24 protein-coding genes and 2 tRNA genes are annotated in these 25,573 nt (G+C 64.8%); 10 read left to right on the top strand and 16 right to left on the bottom strand.

The genetic code is table 11. The annotated features are described in order from the left end of the window. Positions 1–63 precede the first annotated feature (63 nt). Positions 64–149 (bottom strand) — tRNA-Leu (locus W911_RS09755). Between the two features lie 399 nt (positions 150–548). Between W911_RS09755 and W911_RS09750 the strand changes: the two genes are divergently transcribed. After that, complete coding sequence (locus W911_RS09750; protein WP_023787375.1) at positions 549–2,147, top strand: OpgD/OpgG family glucan biosynthesis protein; 1,599 nt, start codon at positions 549–551, stop codon at positions 2,145–2,147. Positions 2,148–2,341: 194 nt separating this feature from the next. Here W911_RS09750 and W911_RS09745 read toward each other — a convergent pair whose 3' ends face one another. Then, the gene (locus W911_RS09745; protein ID WP_023787374.1) at positions 2,342–3,073 is read right to left on the bottom strand and encodes a vWA domain-containing protein; all 732 of its coding nucleotides are present in this window, start codon (positions 3,071–3,073) and stop codon (positions 2,342–2,344) included. Positions 3,074–3,216: 143 nt separating this feature from the next. Between W911_RS09745 and W911_RS09740 the strand changes: the two genes are divergently transcribed. After that, the gene (locus tag W911_RS09740; protein ID WP_425277591.1) at positions 3,217–3,546 is read left to right on the top strand and encodes a DMT family transporter; all 330 of its coding nucleotides are present in this window, start codon (positions 3,217–3,219) and stop codon (positions 3,544–3,546) included. 68 nt (positions 3,547–3,614) lie between these two features. Here the strand turns inward: W911_RS09740 and sseA are convergent, their stop codons facing one another. Further along, the gene (gene sseA, locus W911_RS09735) at positions 3,615–4,487 is read right to left on the bottom strand and encodes a 3-mercaptopyruvate sulfurtransferase (protein ID WP_023787372.1); all 873 of its coding nucleotides are present in this window, start codon (positions 4,485–4,487) and stop codon (positions 3,615–3,617) included. A gap of 358 nt (positions 4,488–4,845) precedes the next feature. Further along, positions 4,846–5,928, bottom strand: coding sequence for a GGDEF domain-containing protein (locus W911_RS09730; RefSeq protein WP_023787371.1), 1,083 nt, complete (start codon positions 5,926–5,928; stop codon positions 4,846–4,848). A gap of 228 nt (positions 5,929–6,156) precedes the next feature. Here W911_RS09730 and W911_RS09725 point away from each other — a divergent pair, with 228 nt between their 5' ends. Together W911_RS09725 and W911_RS09720 are read left to right on the top strand one after the other, a co-directional pair. Continuing rightward, positions 6,157–7,470: a sensor histidine kinase gene (locus W911_RS09725; RefSeq protein WP_023787370.1), complete on the top strand. Its 1,314-nt coding sequence runs from the start codon at positions 6,157–6,159 to the stop codon at positions 7,468–7,470. Next, positions 7,460–8,155: a response regulator transcription factor gene (locus W911_RS09720; protein WP_023787369.1), complete on the top strand. Its 696-nt coding sequence runs from the start codon at positions 7,460–7,462 to the stop codon at positions 8,153–8,155. Before W911_RS09725 ends, W911_RS09720 begins: the two co-directional genes overlap by 11 nt. 116 nt (positions 8,156–8,271) lie before the next feature. Here the strand turns inward: W911_RS09720 and W911_RS09715 are convergent. Further along, positions 8,272–8,346, bottom strand: a tRNA-Lys gene (locus W911_RS09715). A 489-nt stretch (positions 8,347–8,835) separates the two neighbouring features. On the opposite strand from W911_RS09715, the gene W911_RS09710 reads away from it, so the two are divergent. Then, the gene (locus W911_RS09710; protein WP_023787368.1) at positions 8,836–9,756 is read left to right on the top strand and encodes a DMT family transporter; all 921 of its coding nucleotides are present in this window, start codon (positions 8,836–8,838) and stop codon (positions 9,754–9,756) included. A 27-nt stretch (positions 9,757–9,783) separates the two neighbouring features. On the opposite strand, the gene tgt is transcribed toward W911_RS09710, so the two are convergent. After that, a complete protein-coding gene (tgt, locus tag W911_RS09705) occupies positions 9,784–10,920 on the bottom strand; it encodes a tRNA guanosine(34) transglycosylase Tgt (RefSeq protein ID WP_023787367.1) in 1,137 nt (378 codons plus the stop codon). Further along, positions 10,913–12,034 carry a tRNA preQ1(34) S-adenosylmethionine ribosyltransferase-isomerase QueA gene (gene queA / locus W911_RS09700; protein ID WP_023787366.1) on the bottom strand — a complete coding sequence of 374 codons (1,122 nt, stop codon included), beginning with the start codon at positions 12,032–12,034 and terminating at the stop codon, positions 10,913–10,915. Before queA ends, tgt begins: the two co-directional genes overlap by 8 nt. 50 nt (positions 12,035–12,084) lie before the next feature. On the opposite strand from queA, the gene W911_RS09695 reads away from it, so the two are divergent. After that, on the top strand, positions 12,085–12,318 hold the full coding sequence (locus W911_RS09695) for a hypothetical protein (protein ID WP_023787365.1): 234 nt from the start codon (positions 12,085–12,087) through the stop codon (positions 12,316–12,318). Positions 12,319–12,441: 123 nt separating this feature from the next. Here W911_RS09695 and W911_RS09690 read toward each other — a convergent pair whose 3' ends face one another. The 5 genes from W911_RS09690 to W911_RS09670 form a co-directional block, all read right to left on the bottom strand. After that, the gene (locus W911_RS09690) at positions 12,442–12,825 is read right to left on the bottom strand and encodes a DUF423 domain-containing protein (protein WP_023787364.1); all 384 of its coding nucleotides are present in this window, start codon (positions 12,823–12,825) and stop codon (positions 12,442–12,444) included. A gap of 29 nt (positions 12,826–12,854) precedes the next feature. Beyond that, complete coding sequence (locus W911_RS09685) at positions 12,855–13,331, bottom strand: peptidylprolyl isomerase (RefSeq protein WP_023787363.1); 477 nt, start codon at positions 13,329–13,331, stop codon at positions 12,855–12,857. Between the two features lie 106 nt (positions 13,332–13,437). Then, positions 13,438–13,878: a peptidylprolyl isomerase gene (locus W911_RS09680; RefSeq protein ID WP_244438665.1), complete on the bottom strand. Its 441-nt coding sequence runs from the start codon at positions 13,876–13,878 to the stop codon at positions 13,438–13,440. Positions 13,879–14,204: 326 nt separating this feature from the next. Then, positions 14,205–14,720 carry a pantetheine-phosphate adenylyltransferase gene (gene coaD / locus W911_RS09675; RefSeq protein WP_023787361.1) on the bottom strand — a complete coding sequence of 172 codons (516 nt, stop codon included), beginning with the start codon at positions 14,718–14,720 and terminating at the stop codon, positions 14,205–14,207. Between the two features lie 136 nt (positions 14,721–14,856). Beyond that, a complete protein-coding gene (locus W911_RS09670; protein WP_144083668.1) occupies positions 14,857–15,558 on the bottom strand; it encodes an OmpW/AlkL family protein in 702 nt (233 codons plus the stop codon). Positions 15,559–15,846: 288 nt separating this feature from the next. Here W911_RS09670 and W911_RS17395 point away from each other — a divergent pair, with 288 nt between their 5' ends. Then, entirely contained in the window at positions 15,847–16,581 is a 735-nt protein-coding gene (locus W911_RS17395) for a Crp/Fnr family transcriptional regulator (RefSeq protein WP_023787359.1), read from the top strand. Between the two features lie 41 nt (positions 16,582–16,622). Here the strand turns inward: W911_RS17395 and W911_RS09660 are convergent, their stop codons facing one another. Next, positions 16,623–16,913 (bottom strand): hypothetical protein, encoded by a 291-nt coding sequence (locus W911_RS09660; RefSeq protein WP_023787358.1) that lies wholly within the window; start codon positions 16,911–16,913, stop codon positions 16,623–16,625. A 115-nt stretch (positions 16,914–17,028) separates the two neighbouring features. Then, on the bottom strand, positions 17,029–19,797 hold the full coding sequence (gene gyrA / locus W911_RS09655; protein ID WP_023787357.1) for a DNA gyrase subunit A: 2,769 nt from the start codon (positions 19,795–19,797) through the stop codon (positions 17,029–17,031). A gap of 301 nt (positions 19,798–20,098) precedes the next feature. Here gyrA and W911_RS09650 point away from each other — a divergent pair, with 301 nt between their 5' ends. Next, positions 20,099–20,824 (top strand): PRC-barrel domain-containing protein, encoded by a 726-nt coding sequence (locus W911_RS09650; RefSeq protein WP_023787356.1) that lies wholly within the window; start codon positions 20,099–20,101, stop codon positions 20,822–20,824. Between the two features lie 61 nt (positions 20,825–20,885). After that, positions 20,886–21,791: a cation diffusion facilitator family transporter gene (locus W911_RS09645; RefSeq protein ID WP_023787355.1), complete on the top strand. Its 906-nt coding sequence runs from the start codon at positions 20,886–20,888 to the stop codon at positions 21,789–21,791. 94 nt (positions 21,792–21,885) lie between these two features. Here the strand turns inward: W911_RS09645 and W911_RS09640 are convergent, their stop codons facing one another. Then, the gene (locus W911_RS09640; RefSeq protein ID WP_023787354.1) at positions 21,886–22,413 is read right to left on the bottom strand and encodes a single-stranded DNA-binding protein; all 528 of its coding nucleotides are present in this window, start codon (positions 22,411–22,413) and stop codon (positions 21,886–21,888) included. A 269-nt stretch (positions 22,414–22,682) separates the two neighbouring features. Beyond that, positions 22,683–24,737: a pentapeptide repeat-containing protein gene (locus W911_RS17390; protein WP_023787353.1), complete on the bottom strand. Its 2,055-nt coding sequence runs from the start codon at positions 24,735–24,737 to the stop codon at positions 22,683–22,685. 332 nt (positions 24,738–25,069) lie between these two features. On the opposite strand from W911_RS17390, the gene W911_RS09630 reads away from it, so the two are divergent. Next, on the top strand, positions 25,070–25,432 hold the full coding sequence (locus W911_RS09630; protein ID WP_023787352.1) for a YkgJ family cysteine cluster protein: 363 nt from the start codon (positions 25,070–25,072) through the stop codon (positions 25,430–25,432). The last annotated feature ends 141 nt before the right edge of the window (positions 25,433–25,573 follow it).

Raw genomic sequence — 25,573 nt, 5'->3', positions numbered from 1 at the left:
CGTCCTGCTGCCTTCGCTCGCTCGTGCCTTGCCCCGCTGCGACCGACGAATACGGTCCCCGTTTGGTGCGGACGGAGGGACTTGAACCCCCACGGCTTTTGGCCACGAGAACCTAAATCTCGCGTGTCTACCAGTTCCACCACGTCCGCATGGGGATCACGTCGGCGGAGCCCCGAGCCCCACGGTCGCGACAGGATGGGCACATATACGCGGGGGTCCCCCCCGAGATCAATCGGCAATGTTCCCCTCCGGCAGAACAGCGGCCGGGAAGCGCGGAAAAAACCGCAGCGTGGCTAAGAAAGCGGGATGAACGGGCGGGACCCGGCCGTCGGGGAGCCCATACACCTCGCCCAAACCGTCAAAAACGAACCCAAAGGCCATATGAGCATTATACGGACACAAAATCCGCCCAACCCTCCGCCCCGCCCCGGACACACGCCGCAAACCGGGCCCCGCTGGCTCGGAACCACGTTCTAAGCTAGGACCGGACGAATAAGATTGCCGCTCATCGAGCCAAACAAACCAAGACGAATAAGGGGAAACACACAGTGATCGGATCGCACCTGGACAGGCGCCAGATCCTGGCCGGCGTCGCCGCCGCGGGCGTGGCTGCGAACCTCCCGCTCGGACGCGCCCAAGCCGCAGCCTCCCGTCTCGGCCCCGCCCTCGGCCCTGCCCAGCCGTTCTCGTTCGATACCCTCAAACAGCGCGCCGCCGAGTTGGCCCGTTCTCCCTGGGCGCAGGAGCAGCCGAAAGCGAAAGAGATCATCCAGCGGATCGATTACGACGCGTACCAGAAAATCCGCTTCCGGCCCGACATGAGCATCATGCTGGACGCCGAGAAGCAGTTGCCGATCCAGCTCTTTCACCTCGGTCAGTTCTCGCCCCACCCGGTTCACATCCATCTGATCCGCGGCGGCAAGGCCCGGGAGATCATCTACAGCGCCAACCTGTTCGAGACGCCAGTGGGCCATCCCGCACGCGACCTGCCCGACCACATCGGCTTTGCCGGCTTCCGCGTCATGGCGCCGGACCTCAAGACGGACTGGCTCGCCTTCCTCGGCGCGTCCTATTTCCGCTCCTCCGGCCCCTTCAATCAGTACGGGCTCTCCGCGCGCGGTCTCGCCATCGACACCGGCCTCTCGACGCCCGAGGAATTCCCACGCTTCACCGAATTCTGGCTGGACGAGGTGCCCCCTCACGGTGACACGATGACCCTCTACGCCCTGCTCGACAGCCCGAGCGTCACCGGCGCCTATCGCATCACGGCCCGGCGCGAGACGGACGGCCGCGGCGTCGCCCGCGTCGACCAGGAGATCGAGTGCGAGCTCTACGCGCGCGCCGACATCACGCGTCTCGGCATCGCACCCTTCTCCAGCATGTACTGGTATGGCGAAGCCGACCGCCCGCAAGCCGTCGACTGGCGGCCCGAAATCCACGATTCCGACGGCCTCGCCATCTGGACCGGCTCGGGCGAGCGCATCTGGCGTCCCCTCAACAATCCGCCGCGCGTCATGACGAACACCTTCGTCGACAAGGACGTCCGCGGCTTCGGCCTGCTCCAGCGCGACCGCAACCTCGTACATTATCTCGACGACTCCGTCTTCTACGAGCGCCGTGCCTCGTCGTGGATCGAACCCATCGAACCCTTCGGCGAAGGCGAGGTTCATCTCCTCGAAATCCCCACCGACGACGAGATCCACGACAACATCGCCGCCTACTGGAGTCCGCGAGCGCCTTTGAAAGCCGGAACGCAGCGCCGCTTCCATTATTGGCTCCGCTGGCTGGACGACATCCCGTTCCCGACGTCGCTCGCCCGCGCCACCGCAACATGGACCGGCATCGGCGGACGGCCCGGTCAGACCCGCCCCAAAGGCGTGAGGAAGTTTGTCGTCGATTTCAAAGGCCCGGTGCTTAAAGACATCGGCCGCAACGACGGCGTCGAAATCATCGTCACCACGTCGCGCGGCGAGATCTCCAACGCCTACACGCACCCAATCGTGGACCAGCGCGAGCACTGGCGCGCCTTCTTCGATATCGATGTGGCGGATGGCGAAGACCCGGTCGACATGCGCCTCTATCTGCGCCTCGGCGAGCGAGCCCTCACCGAGACGTGGGTCTATCAGTATTTCCCCGAGCGCGCGTGACCCAGCCCCTCCTCCTGTCATCCCGGAAAGGCGAAAGCCTTATCCGGGAGCCAGCGCAAGGCTCGTCGAAGACGCAATAATTCGCGATAGAAGCCTCTCCCGGGGGCCCGGTTCTGCGTTCCGTCATGCTGGAAGCATGCCTCCGGCATGACGCTCCACTCGCCGGCATGACAGGCGACGGAAGACACGGCGCCTCACCTCTCTGCGACACCGCCCCGCCGCGCGGCCTCCGAAAACAGAGGGCATCCGAGCGTCTTCTGCAATGCCTGGATCAGTTCGTCGCGCGTCTCCGCCGTGAGCGCGAGCCCGCCCGTCTCCTCCGCCATGCACGCGGAACGCTTCTCCGGCACCAGCCACGTATGCGAGCCCGCAACCTTGAAGCCGACGACATGGATCGTGAGCTTGCGCGCCTCCGCCTTCAGTTGGCGGGCAAGCTGGCAGGGATCGCCGCCGCACGTTTCCTCGCCGTCCGTCAGCAGCACCACCACGGACGGCTTCTCGCGGAATTCGAGCACCTCCGCCGCATCCCGCACGGCAGCCGTCAGCGGCGTCTCGCCGAACGGAACCACCCGGTTCACTTCGCCCAGGATCGTCTCGGCGCTGTTCGGCGCGGGCGGCAGCTTGAGATCGATGTTCTCGCAGCGGGCGTCTTTTCCCGGCCCGTAGACGAGAAGCCCGAGGTTCCGCCGCGGCGCCACCTCAGGCACCACCGCCGCCAGCGCCTCGCGCACTTTCGCCACGTGCGGCGTCAGCGAGTTCATGTCCGTGCCCGCCATCGAGCCTGACGAATCGAGCACGAGGACCGCATCGTCACGGCACTGCTCTCCGTCGTCGGCCAGCACGTTGCCAATGTCAAAAAGCGCACCGCCAAAGATGATCGCGAACGCACCCAGGGCGGACGCCAACGTCGAAACGCGTCTCTTCATCTCGCCAACCCCGCGTTTCCGTGCAATCCAACCCTGCTCATAATATCGGGCGCGGAGGCAGTATAAACCCGGAAACTCTCCCGAAATCGCGAAGCGAGAGACCCTGAAACCAAACTATGAGACCAATCATGCACCCTGCACTGATGACGTACGGCGCGCTCTTCGCCGCCATCGCCCTCGAAGTCGTCGGAACCTCGTTCCTGCAGGCCTCGCAACAGTTCACCCGGCCGCTTCCCACCGCCATCATGGCGATCTGCTATGCGGCATCGTTTTACTGTCTCTCGATTTCGCTGAAGGTCATTCCGGTCGGCATCGCCTACGCGATCTGGAGCGGGCTCGGCATCGTGCTCATCTCCGCCGTCGGCATCGTCGTCTTCAAGCAAACGCTCGACACGCCGGCCCTCGTCGGGCTCGGCCTCATCGTCGCCGGCGTCCTCGTCGTCAACGTGTTCTCGAACTCGATCCAGCACTAAAAACCAAAGCCGCCCGGGCCAGAACGGACCGGGCGGCTGAATAGATTGATTTGGAAGACAGCCAGCGATCAATCCGCTTTAGCCGGTCCCGTCTCGACGGGCGTGTCGAGGCTGTCCTGGCCCCATTCCGCCCACGAGCCGTCATAGACGGCCGCGTTGGTCTGCCCGATCACACTGAGCGCGAGCGATAGCATCGAAGCCGTGACGCCCGATCCGCACGTCGTCACCACCGGCTTCAAGGGATCGATCCCCGCCTCCTGGAACACGGCCCGGAGTTCGTCCTTGGACTTGAGTGTCCCGTCCGCGTTGAGAATGCTCGAAGACGGCACGTTCTTCGCACCCGGAATATGTCCCGCGCGCAGACCCGGCCTCGGCTCGGGCTCACTGCCCTCGAAGCGCGCCTTCGGCCGCGCATCCACGATCTGCGTGTTCCCCCGCGCGACATAGCTCTTCATGTCGTCGAGATCGCGCACGAGTTCGTTGTTGAGCAGCGGCGTGAAGTGCCGGGCCGTCCGCGCGACAGGCCGCATATCCTCAAGCGGACGCCCCTCGGCTTTCCACTTCTTCAGGCCGCCGTTCAAAACCGCGACGTCCTGATGCCCCATGGCGCGGAACGTCCACCACACGCGCGCAGCAGAGAAGAGACCGTAGGTGTCGTACACGACGATCCGCATCCCGTCCCCGATGCCCATCTTCTTCATGCGGGATGCGAACTTCGGCGTCGGCGGCAGCATGTGCGGCAGCGGGTTCTTCTCGTCGACGAGATCTTCGATATCGAAGAACAGCGCACCCGGAATGTGCTCGGCGAGATATTCGTCCTTCGCGTTCCGTCCGGAGTTCGGCAGATGCCACGACCCATCGAGCACGATGAGATCGGGCGCATCGAGATGAGCCGCGAGCCAATCCGTTTCCACAATCCAGTTCTTGGCGCTCTCCGGCACGAAATCCTCCTCGAAAACCTCTCGTCCTCGCCCGCGTGTCCGCAGCCTTCCCCAACGATCGGATGAACGGAACCGTAGGGGAATGAACCGGGGAACGACGGAGCATCGGCGCGGGGGCTTTGAGCGGGCCCCCGCCTCGCTTGAGGCCGTAACCTAATGGCGCCGTGTGACGGCCGCAAGTAGAGCGCCGGCAACGTTTTCTTTTGCGCGGCGTCTTCCGGCTCGGCCCCGCGCGCGGAAGCCTCCCGGCCACATCCCGCACCCAGAGAAACGGACCGCCATGACGGTCGCCAGCTCCAACACGCTCCGCAATGCTTTGATCCGGCGCCGTTTTATAGAAAACTCACGAGAGCACGGCTCATCCGCGCTCCCCAAAATCCGCAACCCGGTCGCGGCCACGGGCCTTGGCCTCGTAGAGCTTGGCGTCGGCCCTCCGCACAAACTCCTGCACATCGTCCCCTGGACGGTGCTCCGCAACGCCGAACGACGCCGTGACCTGGCCGATCTTCTGGTTGGTCTTGCGGATCGCGAACTTCTTCGCGCTGAACTGCCGCCGGATGCGGTCTGCCGTTTCCTTGGCGCGCGTGAGCTCGGTTCCGGGCAGGATGATCGCAAACTCCTCGCCCCCGTAGCGCGCGACGCTATCGGTCTCGCGCACGCTCGTCTCGATCACCCGCGCCAGCGCCCTGATGATCTCGTCACCGACATCGTGCCCAAACATGTCGTTGACGCGCTTGAAGTGGTCGATGTCGCACATGATGAGAGAGAGCGGCACGCGCTGCGCATGGCTGTCTTTGATCGCTTTTGTCATTGCATCGTTGAAGAGGCGGCGATTGCCGATTCCCGTCAGCGGGTCCGTGAGCGTCGCTTCCTCCGCGCCCCTGAGACTGGCCTGGAGAGCGTCGATCTCCTGCGCACTGGCCTCAAGCTTATGCTTGTCTTTTTCGCTGGCGAGGCGCATCCGCTCGTTCTCGGCCACCAGAAGGCTCACGACCACCCGTACCTGATCGGCCTCTGTCAGTCCCGCAAGACGGCCCTGCGCATTGGCGAGCGATCGGGCATACGTTTCCTTGTTCGCGAGATCGAGGCGGATGACGGCGAGCGCGTTGGCGAGTTCGCGCCCCAACGTCGCGCTCGCGGATGCGATCTCGTCGACGGAGGCGCGCGGTCCGGAACGAGCGCACAGCCGGATGAATCTGGCGAGCAAGAGGGCACCGCCAAAGGTAATGGCGGCGAGAACACCGAAAACGGCGAACGCCACCGGATTGTAGCGCGTCTCGATCACGATGGAGCCCCGTTCCGTGACGGTACGCAACGTAAGGAAGGCGAGATCGTAGACGCCGAAGGCTGCGAGAATGCCGAGCAGGATCGCGACGCCAACAGCGCCCGCGGCGAGAATGAGGCATCGCCGGTCAGAAAACCAATGAGGAAGCGAGACCATGGATGTGCCGGCCAAAGCGCAACGACTGAACGACTGTCAGCATCCGCCCGTACCTGATTCCGAACACCAAGCCATCAGAAATATTCAAGTAACGTCGATAAAACGATAGCAAGCGCCAAGCACATCCACAAAAAACACTCCAACCCTCTCCATATCTGACCAATTCTTATTAAAGCTAAACGTAATGAATCTTGCTATTGCGTGCGAAGCGCATAAGCATCCGTCGGCATGCTGGATGCCAAGACCATCTTCGTTGTCTCGATCCTGTCAGACACGATTTTCTGTCTGTGCGGCCTCCTCCTGTGGCGCGCCCAGCCACAAGTGTCGGGCATGCTGCCGTTGGCAATGACGTTCGCGGCCCGGGGCCTGGGCCTCGGCGTGCTGGTCGCAGGACACGCCTTCTCTCCATTCTTCGGCATTTGGTTCGGCAACCTCTTCCTCGCCGTCAGCGTCGTCCTCATGCTGGAGGGGTTTGCGCGCTTTCTGGGACAGCCCGCCCCCCGCCGTTTGCAGATCGCGCTCGTGGCCACAGTCGGCATCAGTTGGCCGTTCCTGCTGTGGTTCCGGCCCGAGGACGTCACGCTCCGCATGTCGATCATCGCCTTGTTGGGCGCGGTGAGCTATGGGTACTGCGCGCTCATGTTCGTGCGCGACACAACGCTTCCGGTCGTTTTGCATCGCGTCACGGTCACGTGGTGGTGCGTCGTGTCGGCCGTGTGCGCGGCGTCGGGGTTCGTCGTGTGGCTCGTCGCTCCGCGAGGTCTTTTCGACGCCAACCCGTTCGTCGGGGTCTATCTGCTCCTCCACCTCCTGTCGTTCCTCGTCAAAGGCGTCATGACGGCCATTCTGGTCGGCGTACGCTTACGGGGCGAGCTGTTGACACGCATCGACGACGAACGTGCCCAGCTCCTGATGCTGAGCCACGAGTTGCGCACGCCCCTCGCGATCGTCTCCCGATCCAGCGAACTCCTGGACGAAGCGAAAGCATCGGCGGACCCCTCCGACGCACGACGAGTAGCCCAGATTCGCTCCGCGGCATCGCGCATGAGCGCGCTCGTCGAGCAATTTCTCATCCGCGCCCGTCACGGATCGGATCATGAACGTACGGAACGCTTCGATCTCGCCGAAGATATCAGATCTCTTGCGCCGTCCCCCCGCGTCGTGCTTGACCTGCCGAAGCAGCTCACTTTTACCGGAGATCGGAAGATGATGGGCATCATCTTCTCCAATATCGTCGACAATGCACTCAAGTATTCGCCGCCCGACAGCTTGGTGGACGTCTCGCTACGCGCCAGCGGCGGGCGGATGCATCTCACGGTCATGGATCGCGGCGTCGGCCTCGGTCCGGACGAGGATCGCATGCGCCTCGGCGAGAAGTTCTTTCGTGCGCCGAACGCGCGCGGGACCGTCGGCATGGGGCTAGGCCTCTACACCGTGCGCAAGCTCGTTGCCCGCCATGGCGGCACCATCACGCTTTCCCCGCGCGAGGGCGGCGGCGCCGTTGCAACGATCACCTGCCCCGGTGCCGCCCATGGAGCATGAAGGCCACGTTCTGGTCGTCGAAGACGAGCCGGCGCTCAGGATCGATCTTGTCGATTACCTTGTCAGCCGCGGCTTCCTCGTCGACCAGGCCGCGACCTGCCGCGAAAGCTTAGCACTGCTCGAACGCACGCGGCCCGATCTGATCCTGCTCGATCTCGCCCTGCCCGACGGCAGCGGTTTCACGGTCGCCGCAGCCGCGCGCCAGCACTACGATCTGGCCGTCGGCATCGTCATGCTGACGGCCTTCGACGACGAAGCCCACCGGCTGGCCGGCTTGGGCGTCGGGGCCGACATCTATCTCGTGAAGGATTCGTCCCTGCGCGAGATCGAAGCCTGCTGCCGGAACCTGCTGCGCCGCCTGCGTGCCCCCCAGATCGCGAAACCCGTTCCCACGTCTCCGGCATGGCACCTCGATGAAATGAACTGGCAGCTCTTGACGCCCGACGGCCTCGCCGTTCCGCTCACCGCGACAGAAATCGCCTTCCTCAAGCCGATGATGGCCGCCCCGCACGTTCCTCAAAAGCGCGGCGATCTTTGTCAGGGGAGCGAACCGCGCAACCTCGATGCCGTGGTCCTGCGCCTGAGGCGCAAGATCGAAGCCGTGACCCGGCACCCGCCGCCCTTCAAGGCAGTCTACGGAGCGGGTTACGTCTTCACCGGCGTGCCGTCGGATCCACATCCGTAAGCGAAACGCGAAGAAGCGCACGCCATCAGTGTACGCGGTCGGACGTCCGACTTTTAAGCGCCTCTGCGTTCCGCTTTTGTTTTGAGAATGCGCGACGGTAACGCATTGAAAACGTTTGGTGAGCCGGGAGGGGATCGAACCCTCGACCCCATGATTAAAAGTCACGTGCTCTACCGCTGAGCTACCGGCCCGGACCGCCTTGGAAGAAATCCCTGAGGCGGCGATCATGGAGAGACCGCTTTCTAGAGCGCTTCCAGAGAAGTGCAAACCTCTTTTCCGGCCCAAAGCCAAAAAAACAGCGCTCGGGGCACGACCTCACAACACCTAGGCCCGAAGGGCCTCAGGCGCCAAGGGCGCCCGGCGGTCATGGCGGAGCCACACTCCGCATGGACTGCCGCGACCATCCACCCGCACCCGGCCCCTTATTCGAGGCCTCCCGCAACTTGCGTACGAAACCAAAAACAGCGCGCCGCGCCCAGTGCGCAACCGCCACCTCAAAACCGCCCAGGCCCGCAGGGCCTCAGGCGCCAAGGGCGCCCGCGGCAAATGCCGCGGCCATCCACCCGCACCCGGCCCCTTATCCGAAGCCTCCCTCAACTTGCGTACGAAACCAGAAAAAATGCCGCGTCGCTTTCCCGGCCCCGTGGGTTAAGAGATGGCCAGCCCAGCCCCGGTCCATCATGCAAGAAAGCCGCAACAAAACAGCCGTTGACGCCGAAGGGCAGAGCCGCCTCGAAGCGATCGGCTTCATGATCGCGGCCGTGGTCCTGTTCTCCGCGCTGGACGCGACCGCCAAATATCTGGTCACGCGCGAAGGCCTGCCTGTCGCGCAGGTGGTCTGGGCCCGCTTCGTCGTCCAGTTCTCGGCTCTGCTTCTGCTGGTGCCGGCCTTCGGCATCATGAGCGCACGCGCACTCTTCACCACGAGCAAGCTCGGCCTCCAACTCGTCAGATCCGTCCTGATGGTCGCGACGACGGCCTTCAACTTCATGGCCATCGAGCATCTTCGTCTCGACCAGGCAATCACCATCGTCTTCCTGGCCCCGCTCGTCGTCGCGCTTCTTGCTGGGCCGTTGCTGGGCGAATGGGTCGGCCGGCGACGCTTCATGGCGATCCTGGTCGGCTTCACGGGCGTGCTCGTCGCCGTGCGTCCGGGCTTCGGCGCCGTGCACCCCGCCGTCGTCTATTCCTTCGCGGCAATGCTCGCCTATGCGCTCTTCATGCTGCTGACGCGCTACATGTCTCGCTATGACCGCCCGCTCGTGACGCTCTTCTATTCGATGTTCGTGGGCACCTTCGCGGGCGCGCCCATCGCATTCGCGGGCTGGCACGCACCCGAAAGCGCGCTCGCCTGGATTTTGCTCGGCATGCTCGGCGTCTTCGGCGGCCTGGGGCACTGGCTCTTTCTGCACGCCTACCAGCGCGCACCCGCCTCTTCCATCGCGCCGTTCCTTTACATGCAGCTTCTCTTCATGGTCGCGTTCGGCTTTGCGATCTTCGGCGACTTGCCGGATAGCTGGACGCTCGCGGGCGCGGGCATCATCGTGGCCTCCGGCGTCTACCTCATCCACCGCGAGCGGGAAGCCGCGCGCGGAAGATAGCGCGCCGAGCAGCAGCCGAGACCGCGCTCATTTGCGCGCGATCCGCGCCTTCGTCTCCTCGGCCCAGGCATCGAACCGGCCTTCCTCGATGGCAGCCCGCATACTTGCCATCAGCTCCTGATAGAACGCCGTGTTGACCCACGAGAGCAGCATCGCGCCCAGATATTCGCCCGAGCGGATCAGGTGATGGAGGTAGGCCCGCGAATAATCGCGCGCAGCCGGGCACGTGCTCGCTTCGTCCAGCGGCGACGTGTCCTCCGCATGCACCGCGTTGCGCAGGTTGACGGGCCCGTTCCACGTAAACGCCAGCCCGTGGCGCCCGTTGCGCGTCGGCAGCACGCAATCGAACATGTCGATCCCGCGCCGCACGGCTTCGATCAGATCGAGCGGCGTGCCCACGCCCATCAGATAGCGCGGCTTTGTTTCGGGAAGCGACGGCAGCGTCGCATCCAGCGTCGCAAGCATCAGGTCATGCCCCTCGCCGACCGCAAGTCCGCCCACCGCATAGCCTTCGAGATCCATCGCGACGAGCGCCTCAGCCGAACGCCGGCGCAACTCCGCATCCGTGCCACCCTGCACGATGCCGAACATCGCCTGACCCTGTCCCGCGGCCCCACTCGCTTGCTGCGCCTCGAACGCGCGCCGGCTCCGCTCCGCCCAGCGCAGCGACAATTCCATCGCCCGCTCCACCTCGCGCCGCTCGGACGGCAGCTCGATGCACTCGTCGAGTTGCATCTGAATGTCCGATCCGAGCAGGCACTGGATCTCGATCGCGCGCTCCGGCGTCAGCATGTGGCGCGAACCGTCGAGGTGCGACTGAAACAGCGCGCCCTCCTCGTTGATCTTGCGGATCTTGGAAAGGCTCATCACCTGGAACCCGCCCGAATCCGTCAGGATCGGCTTCTCCCAGCGCATGAACTTATGCAGCCCGCCGAGACGCGCCATGCGTTCCGCGCCCGGCCGCAGCATGAGGTGATACGTATTGCCGAGCAGGATATCGGCGCCCGCATCCCGCACCTGTTCGGGATAGAGCGCCTTCACCGTCGCCACCGTGCCGACCGGCATGAACGCGGGCGTGCGGATCGTGCCGCGCGGCGTGAAGATCTCACCGCGCCGCGCAAGCCCATCGCGCGCGAGCAATTGAAAGCTGAAACGTTCAGTCATGACTGTCCTTGTAGGGAACCGCGGATGCAGGCGGTGCCGGATAGAGCAGCGACGCATCTCCGTAAGAGTAGAACCGATAGCCCGAGCCCACCGCATGGGCATACGCCGCCTTCATCGTCTCTAGTCCGGCGAACGCCGAGACGAGCATGAACAGCGTCGAGCGCGGAAGATGAAAATTGGTCATCAGAAGATCGACGGCACGGAAGCGATAGCCCGGCGTGATGAAGATGTCCGTTTCGCCCGCATAAGGCCGGATCGTCCCGTCCTCCGCCGCCGCGCTCTCCAGCAACCGCAGCGACGTCGTGCCAACGGCAACGATCCGCCCGCCGGCCGCGCGCACGGCATTCAGCGCGACCGCGGTCTCCGCCGACACCTCGCCCGCCTCCGCATGCATCTTGTGGGTTGCCGTATCCTCCACCTTCACCGGCAGGAACGTCCCCGCCCCCACGTGCAGCGTCACGAAATGGCGCGACACGCCGCGCGCTTCGAGGGCCGCAAAAAGCTCCGGCGTAAAATGCAGCCCCGCCGTCGGTGCGGCCACCGCGCCCTCGCGCGCCGCATAGACGGTCTGGTAGCGCGTACGGTCGGACGCATCCGGCGCGCGCCGTCCCGCGATGTAGGGCGGCAGCGGCATCTCACCCTGCGCATGGATCGCCTGATCCAAATCCGGCCCCGAAAGGTCGAACGCGAGTTCCACTTCCCCGCCGTCGCGCCGTTCCGCTACCGTCGCGTCGAGCACGTCGAGCAGGCAGGCCATGCCCTCGCCGTCCTTGCCGAACCGCACACGGTCTCCGGGCTGCAAACGCTTTGCGGGCCGCGCCAACGCCCGCCACCTGTTGCCGTCCACCCGCTGCAACAGATTGAACGCAACCCGCGCACGCATCTCGCCCCGGATGCGCACGCCTTCGAGCGCCGCCGGAATGACGCGCGTATCGTTGAGCACCAGCGCATCGCCGGGCCGCAAAAAGTCCGGCAGATCCCGCACCGCATGATCGGCTAAAGCAGGTGACCCCGACGCATCGACGACGAGCATCCGCGCCCCATCGCGCGGCTCCGCCGGGCGCAACGCGATCAGATCTTCGGGCAAGTCGAAATCGAAAAGGTCGGTCCGCATGCCGCTCTCATACCCCGAGGGAGGCACCGCGCGGAACCCCTGCGGCAACGATGCGTTTTTCGAGCACCCCGACGCTCACCCCGGAGCCTCACGTGCCGACCGATCCGACCGTTCCCGACGACCCGAAAGACCCCACGCGCCCGCCGCAGCCGCCGGACCGGCCCAAACCTCCGGAACCGGCCGAGCCGGGCCCGCAGTCGGACCCCGTCCCACCGCCGGGCGAAGCGGACCCGCCCATCGAGCCGCCACCCGACGATCCCTCCAGCGAACCGAAGTATTCTTGAGGACAGACCATGATCGCGTCACGCCCTATCAACGTGATGCGTGAATCATCGGTCTCGCTAAAAAGACCACGATCGCTTCGGGCCTTATCAGCCCGAAGCGTGAATCGTCGGTCTCGCTAAAATCTAGCCCCGCCGAGCGAACGCCCCCACGAACCCGGCCACCCCACCGACGAGCCACGCGCAGATCAGCAGCGCGCCGCCCGTGGGCGCAGCGAACGGAAACAGCCGGTCGCCGACCATCGCCCGCGCCGTGAGATCGCCGGAAAACAACATGACACCGAGAACCATCAGCGTTGCAGCAAGCACATAAGCACGCGGCGCGGCGGCCCCTCGCGACGACGCCACGAGCGCCAGCGCACCCGCTCCATGCAGGATGAGGAAGTTTGCGGCCGTGGGAAGCGACGGATGACCCCCGCCGTGTGCAGCCGCAGCGGCGAGCGCAACGCCCGCCGCCCCGAGCAGCGCGGCAATGCCCGCGATCCACGAACCCCACCGCGCCCAGCTCATCGCGCACCCTCTCCCGTCATGCGCCGCCGTTACGCGGCGTCCGCCGCAACCTTGACCGACACCATCTTGTCGGGGTTCTGCACCGGCTCGCCGCGCTTGATGTTGTCGACGTTGTCCATGCCTTCGATCACCTGGCCCCAGACGGTGTACTTTCCGTCGAGGAACGTGGCGTCGTCGAAGCAGATGAAGAACTGGCTGTTGGCGCTGTCGGGGGACGCCGCACGCGCCATCGAGCACACGCCGCGCACATGCGGCTCGCGGCTGAATTCGGCCTTGAGGTTCGGATGATCGGAGCCGCCCGTCCCGGTGCCGCGCGGACAGCCCGTCTGCGCCATGAAACCGTCGATCACGCGATGGAACACGATGCCGTCATAGAACCCGGCGCGCGCAAGCGTCTTGATGCGTTCCACATGCCCCGGCGCAAGATCGGGACGCATGGCGATGACGACGCGTCCTTGCGTGGTCTCGATGATGAGCGTGTTTTCGGGATCGGTGATCTCTGCCATGAGGCTGCTCCGCTGTGACTTGAGTTGGAAAAAGGGAACGTAAGCGTGTCCGGCGAGCGCGCAACCGCGCGGCTCGGCACGAAACGCCGCAGGCTGCGCGCAGATCTCAGGGCGCGGCCGTCGCGAGATACATTTTTATGATGGTGTCGGGGTTCGGCGGCGGTTCGCCTTTTGCGATCTGGTCGACGTGCTGCATCCCGTCCACCACCTTGCCGAACACGGTGTACTCGCCGTTAAGATTGGGCGCCTGCGTGAAGCAGATGAAGAACTGGCTGTTCGCGCTGTTCGGGTTGGTCGTGCGCGCCGCCCCGAGCGTGCCGCGTTCGAATGGGATGCCCGAGAACTCGGCCGGCAGGTCCGGCAGGCTTGAGCCGCCCGCACCCGTGCCCTGCGGATCTCCCGTCTGCGCCATGAAGCCTGGGATCACCCGGTGGAACTTGAGGCCATTGTAGAAGCCCTGGCTCGCCAGCGTCTTGATCCGCTCCACGTGCTTGGGCGCCAGATCCGGCCGAAGCTGGATCGTCACCTTGCCGGTCTTGAGTTCCATGATCAGCGTATTCGAGGGATCGTTGGCCGTCCCGCCGGTCGGCGCAAGGCTACCGGCCGTCTGCGTTTCCTGGCTCGCCTGGGCAATCGGCGCGTTGTTGCTGCAGGCGGCGAGGCCCACGGCCAGCATCAGCACGGCCAGATACTTGAAGGTTTGCATGAACGCTCCCTGGAGCTGAGATATCGAGGCAGACGGTCCGGCCAGCCCCTGTCGAGCGCCGTTATCGCCCGTTGCGGCCCCCCGGGCAACCCGCAGGCCCCGCTTCTCCAGCCTTTGTCGCCAGCCTTGGTGAAACCCGTTATGCGGCATCCGGCAGGCGTCGAGCGCTATCCCTTTGCGTTTGCGTCCGCTTTCGATTTCGTCGCGAGCCTGAGAGCCACACCCGTGGAGACGAAACTCGTCACATCGCCGCCCATCTGCGCGATCTGCCGCACGAGATTCGCCGCGATATGCCGAACCTCGGGAGAAGCCGCGACGAACACCGTCTGCACGGTCGGCAGCATCTGGCCGTTCATGTTGGCCATCTGCATCTCGTAGTCGAAATCCGTCCCGTCCCGGAGGCCGCGGAAAATCACGCTTGCGCCGTGCCGTTCCGCCGCCGAGACCGCAAGATCGGAGAACGTCACCACCTCGATGGGGATGCCCGCCTCCTTCGCGATGGCGCGTGTCTCCGCTTCGAGCATTTCGACGCGCTCCTCGGTCGGGAACATTGGCGTCTTCGAGGGATGCACGCCGACGCCGATCACCAGCCGATCCACGAGCCGGCTGGCACGCGCGATGATGTCCGTATGACCGAGCGTCACGGGATCGAACGACCCCGAATAGAAACCTGTTCTCTTCATGGGTCTATCTAGCCGCGCAGCAGGCGGAAGGGCAAGCCGAAGCGGAAGGTCTCAGCCTCTGGCCCAAAACGCCACGAGGCCCGGCAGGGCGCCGGGCCTCGAAACGTGAAGACGTCATGCGTCCACCAGACCGTCTCTACTTGAGAACGGCGGCCTCGTACCTCGACCCGAACACGTTGCCGATGTCGAAGCGATAGCCAACGCCCAGGCTGAAGATCCACGGGTCGATGTCGACGCCCGCCGTGATTCCGGTCCCGCGCCAGGATGCATCCGTCTCGATCCAGGTCTTCTTCACGTCGGCGTTGAGATACCAGCCGTCGCCGATCGGAATGTCGACGCCCGCCTGCAACGTGAAGCCCAGCGCGTCGTCGAGGTCGATCTTCGGGCTGCCCGGCAGATTGCTGCGGCCCTCGTTGAAGAAGTGGATGTACTGCACGCCCGCGCCCACATAGGGCTTCCATCCGCCCACGCTGTCGAAGTGATATTGCAGCGTCAGCGCGGGCGGGAACACCCAGAAATCTCCGAGATCGACACCGTCAATCGCGCCCTTACCCTTCGCGTCAAACTGCGCAAAACAGCAGAACAGTTCGATCGCAAGGTTCCGGTTGAAGAAATACGTGAGCGTCGCGGTCGGGATCACTTCCGTGCTCACCTCCGCGTCGGCCCCCGCGAGCGGCACGCCGCCTGCTTTCACCGATGCGCTCGAATCGGGATCGACGACCGTCCCCTGCAAACGCACCATGAAGTTTCCGCTCTCGCTGCCCGCAACCGCGGCACCACCCGTCGCGCTCAGCGCAAGCACGGCGACGGCGAGAGCGCGCCCAAATTTCGTGTCCATCATTCTTGAATCCTTCTCGGCCTCACGCCTCGGCCGACAGGAAATACGCGCCGGCCCTTGCTAGTGGCGAAACCATGCGGTGTGTCGCGCTGCGACGACGAGCGCCAATGCGCAGCCAAGGCTGATCGGCATCAGGGAGCGGAGCAATCCTTTTCACGCGTGGCAGCAACGCCACGAAGATGTTGATTGAGATCAATAAACCGCCGGGTCTTTGTTGATTGCAGTCAAAGCGGCGAAACGCAGCCAGCGGAAGTATCACCCGATACAATCGCAAACCCGATCCATTTTATGCCTCACGTCCCCGACGTCATCGCCGAGGAATTCGCGCCGCCCGCCGTGCGCATTGCAACGCGCCGATACCAGAAGCTCGTCCTCTCCACCGAGGGGGACGGGACGCTTTATCTTGTGCACAAAGGGGTCTTCCTAGCGCGCGCCACGCTTCCCGATGCCCGCCAGCAGATCCTGAACGTTCTCTATCCGGGCGACATCGCACACGCGCGCGCCATGCCCGCGCTCGACGGCGCCGCGATTGCGGCCGCATCCGAGTCGGGCGAGATCTGGCGCGTGCGCGGCGCGGCCGTAAAGACAAGCACCGAGACGAACCCCAGCCTTTCGCGCGCCATCGCGGACCACTTTATCGAACAGGCCGCGCGCCTCGCACTCCACAACGCGGTGCTGTCGGGCCTGAACGGCGACGAGCGCGTGGCTGCGCTGTTCATCGAGCTGACATTGCGTGTCGGACAGCCCACCCCGGCCGGCATTACATTCGACATGCCGCTGTCGCGGACCGATATCGCAGACCATCTCGCGCTCAACGCCGACACCGTCTCGCGCATCGTCTCTCGGATGAGAAGCAAAGCGCTCATCTCGATGGTGGGACGCAACCGCATCGTCTGCCGGGATTTCGAAGCGCTCGCCGCCGAGTGTCCGCTCGCGGATGCACTCACGCACATGCACGGATCCGCCAAGAGACGCCAGGAGACGAGGAGCGCCCCCGCCCTCACGCCCGCGCCGAGATCCTGAACAGGAAACCGGCGCCCCTGCCCGCAGCAGCTTGAGGGCGCCTATTCGACCTTCTCGGCCGCGAGATCGAGGCACACTCCCGCCCACATCCAGAAGCTCGTGGGCAAGTCGTGGTCGAAATCGTCCACGCACGATGCCATTCCCGGCAGGATCCGCGCCCGGCGCTCGGCCGAGGCTTCGGGCAGGAAGTACTCGATGTACGCGCCCATCCACTGGACCCGCTGGCTCTCCGACATGTCGAGGTAGTCGTCGTAGTCCAGCTTGTCCTCGTCGTCGGCCAGTGCCGGGCTCGCGACGAGGACTGCGGCCAAACAAAGAGTTAGGATGCGCATGACCGGCCTCCCGCACCACGATGGAACGTCACGACGCAGACTATAGCGCCTGCCTCGCGAGCGTCCATCCGTGATCGCACGATCCAGCCAATGAAACCGGCAGCCTCGAACGGGTTTAAGCTTCGCCCAGTTCGTCCGCGCCGTTCTCGCTCTCGTCCTCGCCGTCGTCGGGAATACGCTCGACCGAAACCACCCGCTCTTCAGCGTCGGTCTTGAAGATCCGCACGCCCTGCGTGTTGCGGCCCGCGATACGGACATCGTGCACCGGGCAGCGAATGAGCTGGCCGCCGTCCGTCACCAGCATGATCTGGTCGGTATCCTCGATCGGGAACGAGGCCCTGAGGTTGCCGTTGCGCTCGTTGACGACCATGGCGACGATGCCTTTGCCGCCGCGCCCGCTCGTCCGGTACTCGTACGACGACGACCGCTTGCCGAAGCCCCGCTCCGAAACGGTGAGCACGAACTGCTCCTTCGCGGAAAGCTCGGCATACCGCTCCGGCGAGAGATCGGCCACGGCCTCGATCTCCTCGTCCGCCTCGGCTTCCACCTCGACGCCCGCCTCCACGTCCTCGCCGTTTTCGCTGCGGCGGATCTGGGACGCCTGTTTCAGATAGGCGCCCCGTTCCGCAGGCGACGCATCCACGTGCGTCAGGATCGCCATCGAGATCACCTCGTCGCCGTCGTCGAGACGGATACCGCGCACGCCCGACGAATCGCGCCCCTTAAACAGCCGCACCTCGTCCTTGCTGAGGAAGCGAATGCACCGGCCCTGCGCCGTCGTCAGCAGAACGTCGTCTTCCGGCGAGCAGATCGCGACGGAGACGATCTGGTCGCCCCCGCCCTCGCCGTCGAGCTTCATGGCGATCTTGCCGTTGCGGTTGATGTTCTCGAAGTCGGTGAGCGCGTTGCGCCGCACGTTGCCGCCCTTGGTCGCGAACATCAATTCGAGCCGGCTCCACGTCTCCTTGTCTTCCGGTAGCGGGAGAATGGAGGTGATGACTTCGCCCTGCGCCAGCGGCAGCAGGTTGATCAGCGCCTTGCCCGACGCCTGCGGAGTGGCAGCCGGCAAGCGCCACACCTTCATGCGGTAGCACATGCCCCGCGAAGAAAAGAACAGCACCGGGGTATGCGTCGAGGCGATGAAGATCTGCGTGACGAAATCCTCGTCCCGCGTCGACATACCGGAGCGGCCCTTGCCGCCGCGCCGCTGCGCCCGATAGGTGGAGAGCGGCACGCGCTTGATATAACCCTTGTGCGAAACCGTGACGACCACGTCCTCGCGCGCGATCAGGTCCTCGTCGTCGACCTCGCCTTCGATGTCGACGATCTCCGTCTTACGCGGTGTCGCGAACTCGTCCCGGATCGCCGTGAGCTCGCCTTTCACGATGTCCACGATCCTGAGGCGCGACGAAAGGATCGCGAGATACTCCTTGATCTCTTCCGCAATCTTCTTGAGTTCGTCCCCGATCTCGTCGCGCCCGAGCGCTGTAAGGCGCGCAAGACGCAGCTCCAGGATCGCCTTCGCCTGTTCCTCGGAAAGCTGATAGGTACCGTCGTCGGCGAGCCCGTGGCGCGGATCGGCGATCAGCGCGATCAGCGGCGCCATGTCCTTTGCGGGCCAGTGCCGCTCCATGAGCTGCGCCTTCGCTTCCGCCGGCGAGGGCGAGAAGCGGATCAGCTTGATCACCTCGTCGATGTTGGCAACCGCAATGGCAAGACCCACCAACACATGCGCCCGGTCGCGCGCCTTCCAGAGCAGATACCGCGTCCGCCGCGTCACCACGTCCTGGCGGAAGCTCGTAAACGCCTCGATGAAGTCGCGCAGATTGAGCTGCTCGGGCTTGCCGCCGTTGATCGCCAGCATATTGGCGCCGAACGAAGTTTGCAGATCCGAATAGCGCCAGAGCTGGTTCAGCACCACGTCCGCAATCGCATCGCGCTTGAGCTCGATGACGATCCTCATGCCTTCGCGGTTGGTCTCGTCCCAGATATCCGCGATGCCTTCCACACGCTTCTCGCGCACGAGGTCGGCGATCTTCTCGATCAGCGTCTTCTTGTTGACCTGATAGGGGATCGCCGTGATGATCAGCGCCTCGCGATCCTTGCGGATTTCCTCCACTTCGACGCGGGCGCGCATGATGATCGAGCCGCGTCCCTTGTGATAAGCCGCAAGCGCACCGGCGCGCCCGAGAATGAGCCCGCCCGTCGGGAAGTCGGGCGCGGGAATGATCTCCGTCAGCTCCTCGACCGTCGTCTCGGGCTTGTCGAGCATCAGCATGCACGCGTCGATCACTTCGCCCAGATTGTGCGGCGGAATGTTCGTCGCCATACCGACGGCAATGCCGCCGGCTCCGTTCACCAGCAGGTTCGGAAACTTCGCGGGCAGCACCACCGGCTCCAGCAGCCGGTCGTCGTAGTTCGGCTTGAAGTCGACCGTCTCCTTTTCGAGATCGTCGAGCATCAGCCCCGCGATCTTCGCGAGCCGCGCCTCCGTGTAGCGCTCGGCCGCGGGCGGATCGCCATCGACGGAACCGAAGTTGCCCTGCCCGTCGATCAGCGGCACGCGCATCGAGAAGTCCTGCGCGAGGCGCACGAGCGCATCGTAGATCGCGAGGTTCCCGTGCGGATGGAAATCGCCCATCGTGTCGCCCACCACCTTGGACGACTTCATGTGCTTCTTGTTCCAGTCGAGCCCGAGACGCTGCATCGCGTAGAGGATGCGCCGATGCACGGGCTTCAATCCATCGCGCACGTCGGGAAGCGCACGGCTGATGATGACGCTCATCGCGTACTCAAGGTACGAGCGCTTCATCTCGTCCTGGATCAGGATGGGCCGGATGTCGCTCGGACCCGCGGAGCCGGGCGTATCGGTGGTATCGGTCAATGTCGGAATCCCGCTATGGCCACAGGGGGTGCGATAAGCATCCGCGCGGCTCGTTCGTTCGGGCAAAGTTTACCCGACATGGCCTCGCTCGGGCAATGCCGGAGCCCCTGGAACACCCCCTCCTCCCCAGCCGAAAGGCCGGAAAATCGACAGATTCCCGGGCCTCGCGGCAAATCTTGGCCCCGCCTGTCAAAAAGTCGCGCCATCTGCCGTGCCATGCACAAGGGTTCGCGCTTGCAAGCGCACGGGCGCCGCCTCACGTTTCGGCGTCATGTCTTCGGCCCTGAGGGAAAGTCACTCCATGAAACACGTTTCGCTTCTCGCCGCCGGCCTCCTCGCCGTGGCGCCTCTCGCGTCCCTGGTCGCGTTCGCCCAGGAGCCCACCACGTTCCTGGCCGCCCAGACAGAAAACGAATACCTCGCCCGCGATCATCTCATCGGCGCAAAAGTTCACGGCAGCGAAGGCCTCATTCTCGGCGAGCTTGAGGATCTGATCGTCAACGACGAGAATCAGATTGTTGGCGTCGTGCTCGGCACCGGCGGATATTTCGGCTTCGCGCAGAAGAAGGTCGGCGTCGCCCTCGCCTCCCTCAAGTTCGAAGAAAAGGACGGCGCCCTCACGGTCTCGCTTCCGGACGTGACCAAGGAAACGCTCGCCGCCGCACCCGACTTCCAGCGCCGCAAGCCCGCGAAGTCGCTCCTCGACCGCGCCAAGGAGAAGGCCGTAGAACTCGGCGACAAGACGCGCGCGGCCACCAAGGATGCGATCGAGCGCGCGCAGCCGACCATCGACCACGCGAAGCAGAAGACGCAGGAAGCCTACGAGAAGGCCAAGGAAGCCGTCTCCGAGGCCTACGACGGCGCCAAGGACACCGTGAACGAAGCGACCGCACCCGAGCCGACGCCTGCACCCACGCCTGCTCCGGCCACTCAACCCCCCGCCGCGCCGGAGCCGCCGGCCGCGCCTGCTGCACCCGAGCCGCCCGCTGCACCAGCCGCACCCGGACAGCCCGCTACAACGCCGTAATCGAACAGCGAAACGCGGACGTGGCAACACCGCATCCGCGTTTCGCAACGGAGACCGACCGATGACCGCAGATGGCTCCAAAAGCGTCGTTCTGCTGGCATCGGTCGCCAGCGTGACGAGCGCCGCCGCAACGCTCTGGGCCGCCGCATCGACGGGTTCCGCGGCCCTCGCCGCCCTCGGTGTCCTCTTTCTCGCCGCCGCAAGCAGCCAAGCGCTCATGCTTGTCGGTCTTGCCCGCGCAAAACGCGCGACGCACGCATCCGCGACCTGCGGCGATCTCTTCTTCTGGTCTTTCGTCGCTGCGTTGATTCTGTTTTCGCTCGCGGCAGGCGTTGCCGTTTACGAAGGCGTCGGCAAGATCACGGACGCGCCGCGCATTCTCTTGCGGTCGCAGAATGCCTACACGGCCCTCGCCGTGGCGTTCGCGCTCACCGTTGCAGCATATGTCCGCGTGAAACTCCACGCGAGAAACTTCGGCGGACAAGACGAACGTCTGACGACCACCACAGCCGCATCGCCCGTGTTCGTCGCAACACGCATCGAAACGACGGCGGCCCTCACAGGGCTCGTCATCGCCGCAATCGGCATCGCTCTCTCGTACGCGTGGGATTCCCGCTTCGCTGACGGCGGCGCGGCAATTCTCGTGGGCCTCGTCGTCGGCGGCGTCGCCGCCATCATGGGCATCGAAATTCGACGGCTGCTGATCGCCGACGCCCCCTCAGCCGAAGCCTCGACCGCCCCCGATGACGACCCATCCCGCAAGACCGCACAGAAGGAAAACGCGGCGAGCGCACCCACCCCACCGATGGTCGAAGAGCCCGCTCACGAGCGCGAAGCCGCCCGCGAACAACCGGCCGCGCCCATACACCCCGCATCGAAGCGCGCCTCTGAGCCGCATCTCAGCCGCCGCGCGAAGAAGCGCCAGGAGCAGCAGCATCGCCGCCACCCGCAGAGCTCCGACTCCTAACGAATGAACGGGACATCTCTCCCTTTTCCCTGCCCCTTGTTTGGGAGTTGAGGAAGGGAGGGATTGCAGACGACTGCTGTTGTGTCGCGCTTGCCTAGAATGGGATCTCGTCGTCGAACGAGCCGCCACCGCCGCCGCCCTTCGAACCGCCTCCGCCGCTGCTGCGGCCACCGCCACTGCTACGGCGAGGCTCGCTGTCGCCAAACCCGCCGCTGTCGCCGCCATAATCCGACTGCCCGCTCTCCGAGAGACCGCCGCCACCACCACCAGAGCGCCCGTCGAGCATCGTCAGCGTGCCGTTAAAGCCCTGCAGCACCACTTCCGTGCTGTAGCGATCCTGGCCCTGCTGATCCTGCCATTTGCGGGTCTGCAACTGGCCCTCGATGTAAACCTTCGCGCCCTTCTTGAGGTACTGCTCGACCACGCGGCACAGGTTCTCGTTGAACACCACGACGGAATGCCATTCCGTCCGCTCGCGCCGCTCGCCGCTCGACTTGTCGCGCCACGTTTCGCTGGTCGCGATCCGGAGGTTGGCGATCGGACGCCCGTCCTGCGTGCGGCGGATCTCGGGGTCACGCCCCAGGTTTCCGATCAGGATCACTTTGTTGACCGATCCGGCCATATCGCCACTCCCTGTATTGTATGCTGCACGCAGCGCGAAGCGTCCCTGCTCCACGCCCGCGACTCGACGAGTTGCACGCACCCTATCCGCTTACGAAGCCCGAAGGGCAGCGGGGCCGTAGCCTTATCCAGCGATTTCTCAACCGCTTCGCCGCCGCTCTTCCCACGAAGAGGCGGCGGACGACGAGGCACGCTCTTGCGAAAACCCGGCGCGTCCGATTCAAGTTCCGCTTATGTTCTATGCTTCCCACGCCGGGCGCGCAACCCGCCTCAGCCGCCGTGGGCCACATCCGCCGCCGTCGAGAGATCCCGCAGCACCTTGGGCCCGACGGTCTCGGACGCCGGGCACGACGCAGCCTTCAGCCGCGCATAGACTTGCCCCAGATCTCCGCGGAACTCCTGCCGTTGGGCGCGCCGCGCAACCCCCGTCGCCACCGCCCCGTTGCTCCACCGCGGCCGGCACAAGAGCTGCACGAGATAGTCGGTGATCGACTGCCGGTAGATGTCCCCATCCCAGCGCGTGCCCACCGACGCCAGCCCCTGCCATTGCCGGTAATCCGCCGTCGACGTCCACCGCGCGCCTTCGCCGAGGTCCGCAATCGCGGCCGCCCTCTCCTCAAGGCGCGCACGCACCCGCCTGCTCTGCACCCGCGCGAGCCGCGCCTTAATCTCCGCCACATCCCCATCTGTCGCTTGCGCAATCGCGACGCCCGTAAAGTCCGCCAGCCCATTGGGGTCCGCCGAGGGCGGCAGCGTGCGCCACACCTTCGCTTCACGCAGATCCGTCCCGACCGTGCTCGCGCCCGATACGTCCGCCCCGATCAGCGACGCACGATACAGCACCGCGCCGTCGAGCTTCGCATCCTTGAGGATCGCGAGATCGAGCACGGCAAAGCTCATCACTGCGCCGATCAGGTCCGCGTGCGAAAAATCCGCGCCCATAAGCTGCGCGCCCGTGAGGTCCGCGCCTTGAAGGCTGGCCATAAGGAAGTTGGCGCCCTGCGCTTCTGCGCCTCCGCTCATGTCCGCCTTGTCGAGCCGCGCCGACGAGAAGTTCGCGCCCGGCATCAGAGCATAGCCGAGCGTCACGCCTTCGAGGCGCGCTTCCGAAAAATTCGCCCCCGTAAGATCGATGCCCGAGAGATGGGCTCCGTCGAGACGCGCGCGCGTGAACGTCGCCCGCCGCGCCCGCGTGCAATCCGCTCCCTCTCGATCCGCCGAGACGACGAGGCGCATGATGTCCGCGCATTGCATCCATACCCCGCGCAGATCGGCCCCGGCGAGCGAAGCGCCCGTGAGGTCCGCTCCCGTAAAATCCGCTTGATGCAGATCCGAGCGGTCGAGCTTCGCAAACCTGAGATCCCGCCCACGCAGATTGAGGCTCGGCTCGCCCGGCCGTTGCGCGCTGTCGAGCACGAGGTCCGTATCCATCACTTCGAGGTTGCGCTTGAAGATGCCGAGCAGCGCCCCATCCGGCCCCGATGCCAGGATCGGCACCGCATAGCCGCGTACGAGGCGGGCCCGCCCGCTTGGGTTGTCGTCGCTTTCGAGGCCGAACGTCCGCTGCGTAAAGCGATCCAGCGCCTCGCCCGGCACGGTCGCGAACAGAAACGAGAACAACCCCACGAACAGCAGCACCAGCGTCGTCACGACGAAGCTGACCGGATGCGCCCGCGTGCTCCGCATCAGCGCCTGCGGAAACGACGCCTCCGCGCGAAGCAGGAACACGCCGATCGAAATCAGCATCACGACATCCGCGATCAGCGCCGCGCGATGGATCCAGGTGATGCCCGCGTCGTGGTAGGGCAGAAACACGACCTGCACATAGAGCAGCAGCAGAACGGGAAGCGCGACAAGCGTCGTCCAGCTCATGGCGTAGAGAAACGCGCTCATCACGCGGCTTCGGTGCGGACCCGCGATCGCCTGCACGAAAAAGAAATTGTTGAGTTCGAGCCGCAAGGGATGTGTGCGCTTGTCGGTCGCCTCGATCAGCCGGATCGCCGCGTCGAACTCCAACGTCTCGCGCGCCAGGAGGGCGAGCTGCGACACCAGCCCCACGTGCATCAGCACCAGCACGACGGGCGCGAATTGGAAGAACTGACGAAGCTGAATGTCGACTTGCAGGATCGGCAGCGAGACCGCCGTTTCGAGCAGAAGATCCTTATGCGTCACCCCCGCCACCGCGATGGTGAGATAGGCCATGACGCCGAGAAAGATCAGCCACGCCGTGTGCGCCGTATGGCTCGAATTGTTGACGGCTTCGAGCAGGCTGTAGGGATTGACCGGCGTTTCCCCTTGCCGCTCATGACGCGTCAGGTCGACCATTCCGGGATCCCTCGATAAAATACGGGTACGGATATATTGGGCGGCTATTAAAGGAGAAAGTATGTCCGGAAGCCAGCGGAGGCGCTCGGCACCGCCGGCACTTTGGCGTTCGTTGTGGCCAAGGGGACGCAAGGGTTGCGGCAAAGCTGAGACAAAGCCCTGTATCATGCAGGGTTTGCCATTGCCGCCCGCGAAGCGGAGCGCTAACACAGCCGGGAGCCAGAGGCATATCCTTTCCCGCCTCGCGCCGCTTGGGTTCGAACCGGCGGCATCCGGACGTAACACGCGCCCCCGAAACATAGCGGTGCGCGCAACAGGGTCGCGTCGCTTCCGTGCAGTACGACTGTAGAAAATGCCCCGGCTATTGCTGCTCCTATCCGCTCATCGCACTCGATAAGCGCGACGTGGAACGCCTCGCCCGCTATCACAAACTGTCGTTCGAAGCCGCCCGCCGCGCCTTCACGCGCGAAGCCCACGGCCGCAAGTACGCAATGAAGCGGAAACGCGACCGTTATTACGGCGCCATCTGCCGCTTCTTCGATACCACGAAACGCTGCTGCACGATCTACGAGGCCCGCCCCTCCGTCTGCCGCAGCTTCCCCGGCAAAGGCCGTTGCGGCTACTACGATTTCCTGTCGTTCGAACGGCGCGCGCAGGAAGATCCCGAGTTCGTCGCTCTCACCGACAACCGCTGACCGAAATCGGTCCAGCCATACGCTCAGCCCCCGGCCCGTTCCGCGGTCGGGGTTGGAGTCCGTGAAATTATCATTTCGAGTCAAATGAATAAGACGGGAGGATGACGGGTAATAATAGCAATTTTAAGCAACTCGTTAACG

The organism is Hyphomicrobium nitrativorans NL23 (genome assembly GCF_000503895.1).
Taxonomy (GTDB): domain Bacteria; phylum Pseudomonadota; class Alphaproteobacteria; order Rhizobiales; family Hyphomicrobiaceae; genus Hyphomicrobium_C; species Hyphomicrobium_C nitrativorans.
Note: the sequence above shows the minus strand (reverse complement) of the source record. Positions and strands in the feature narration are given on the sequence as shown.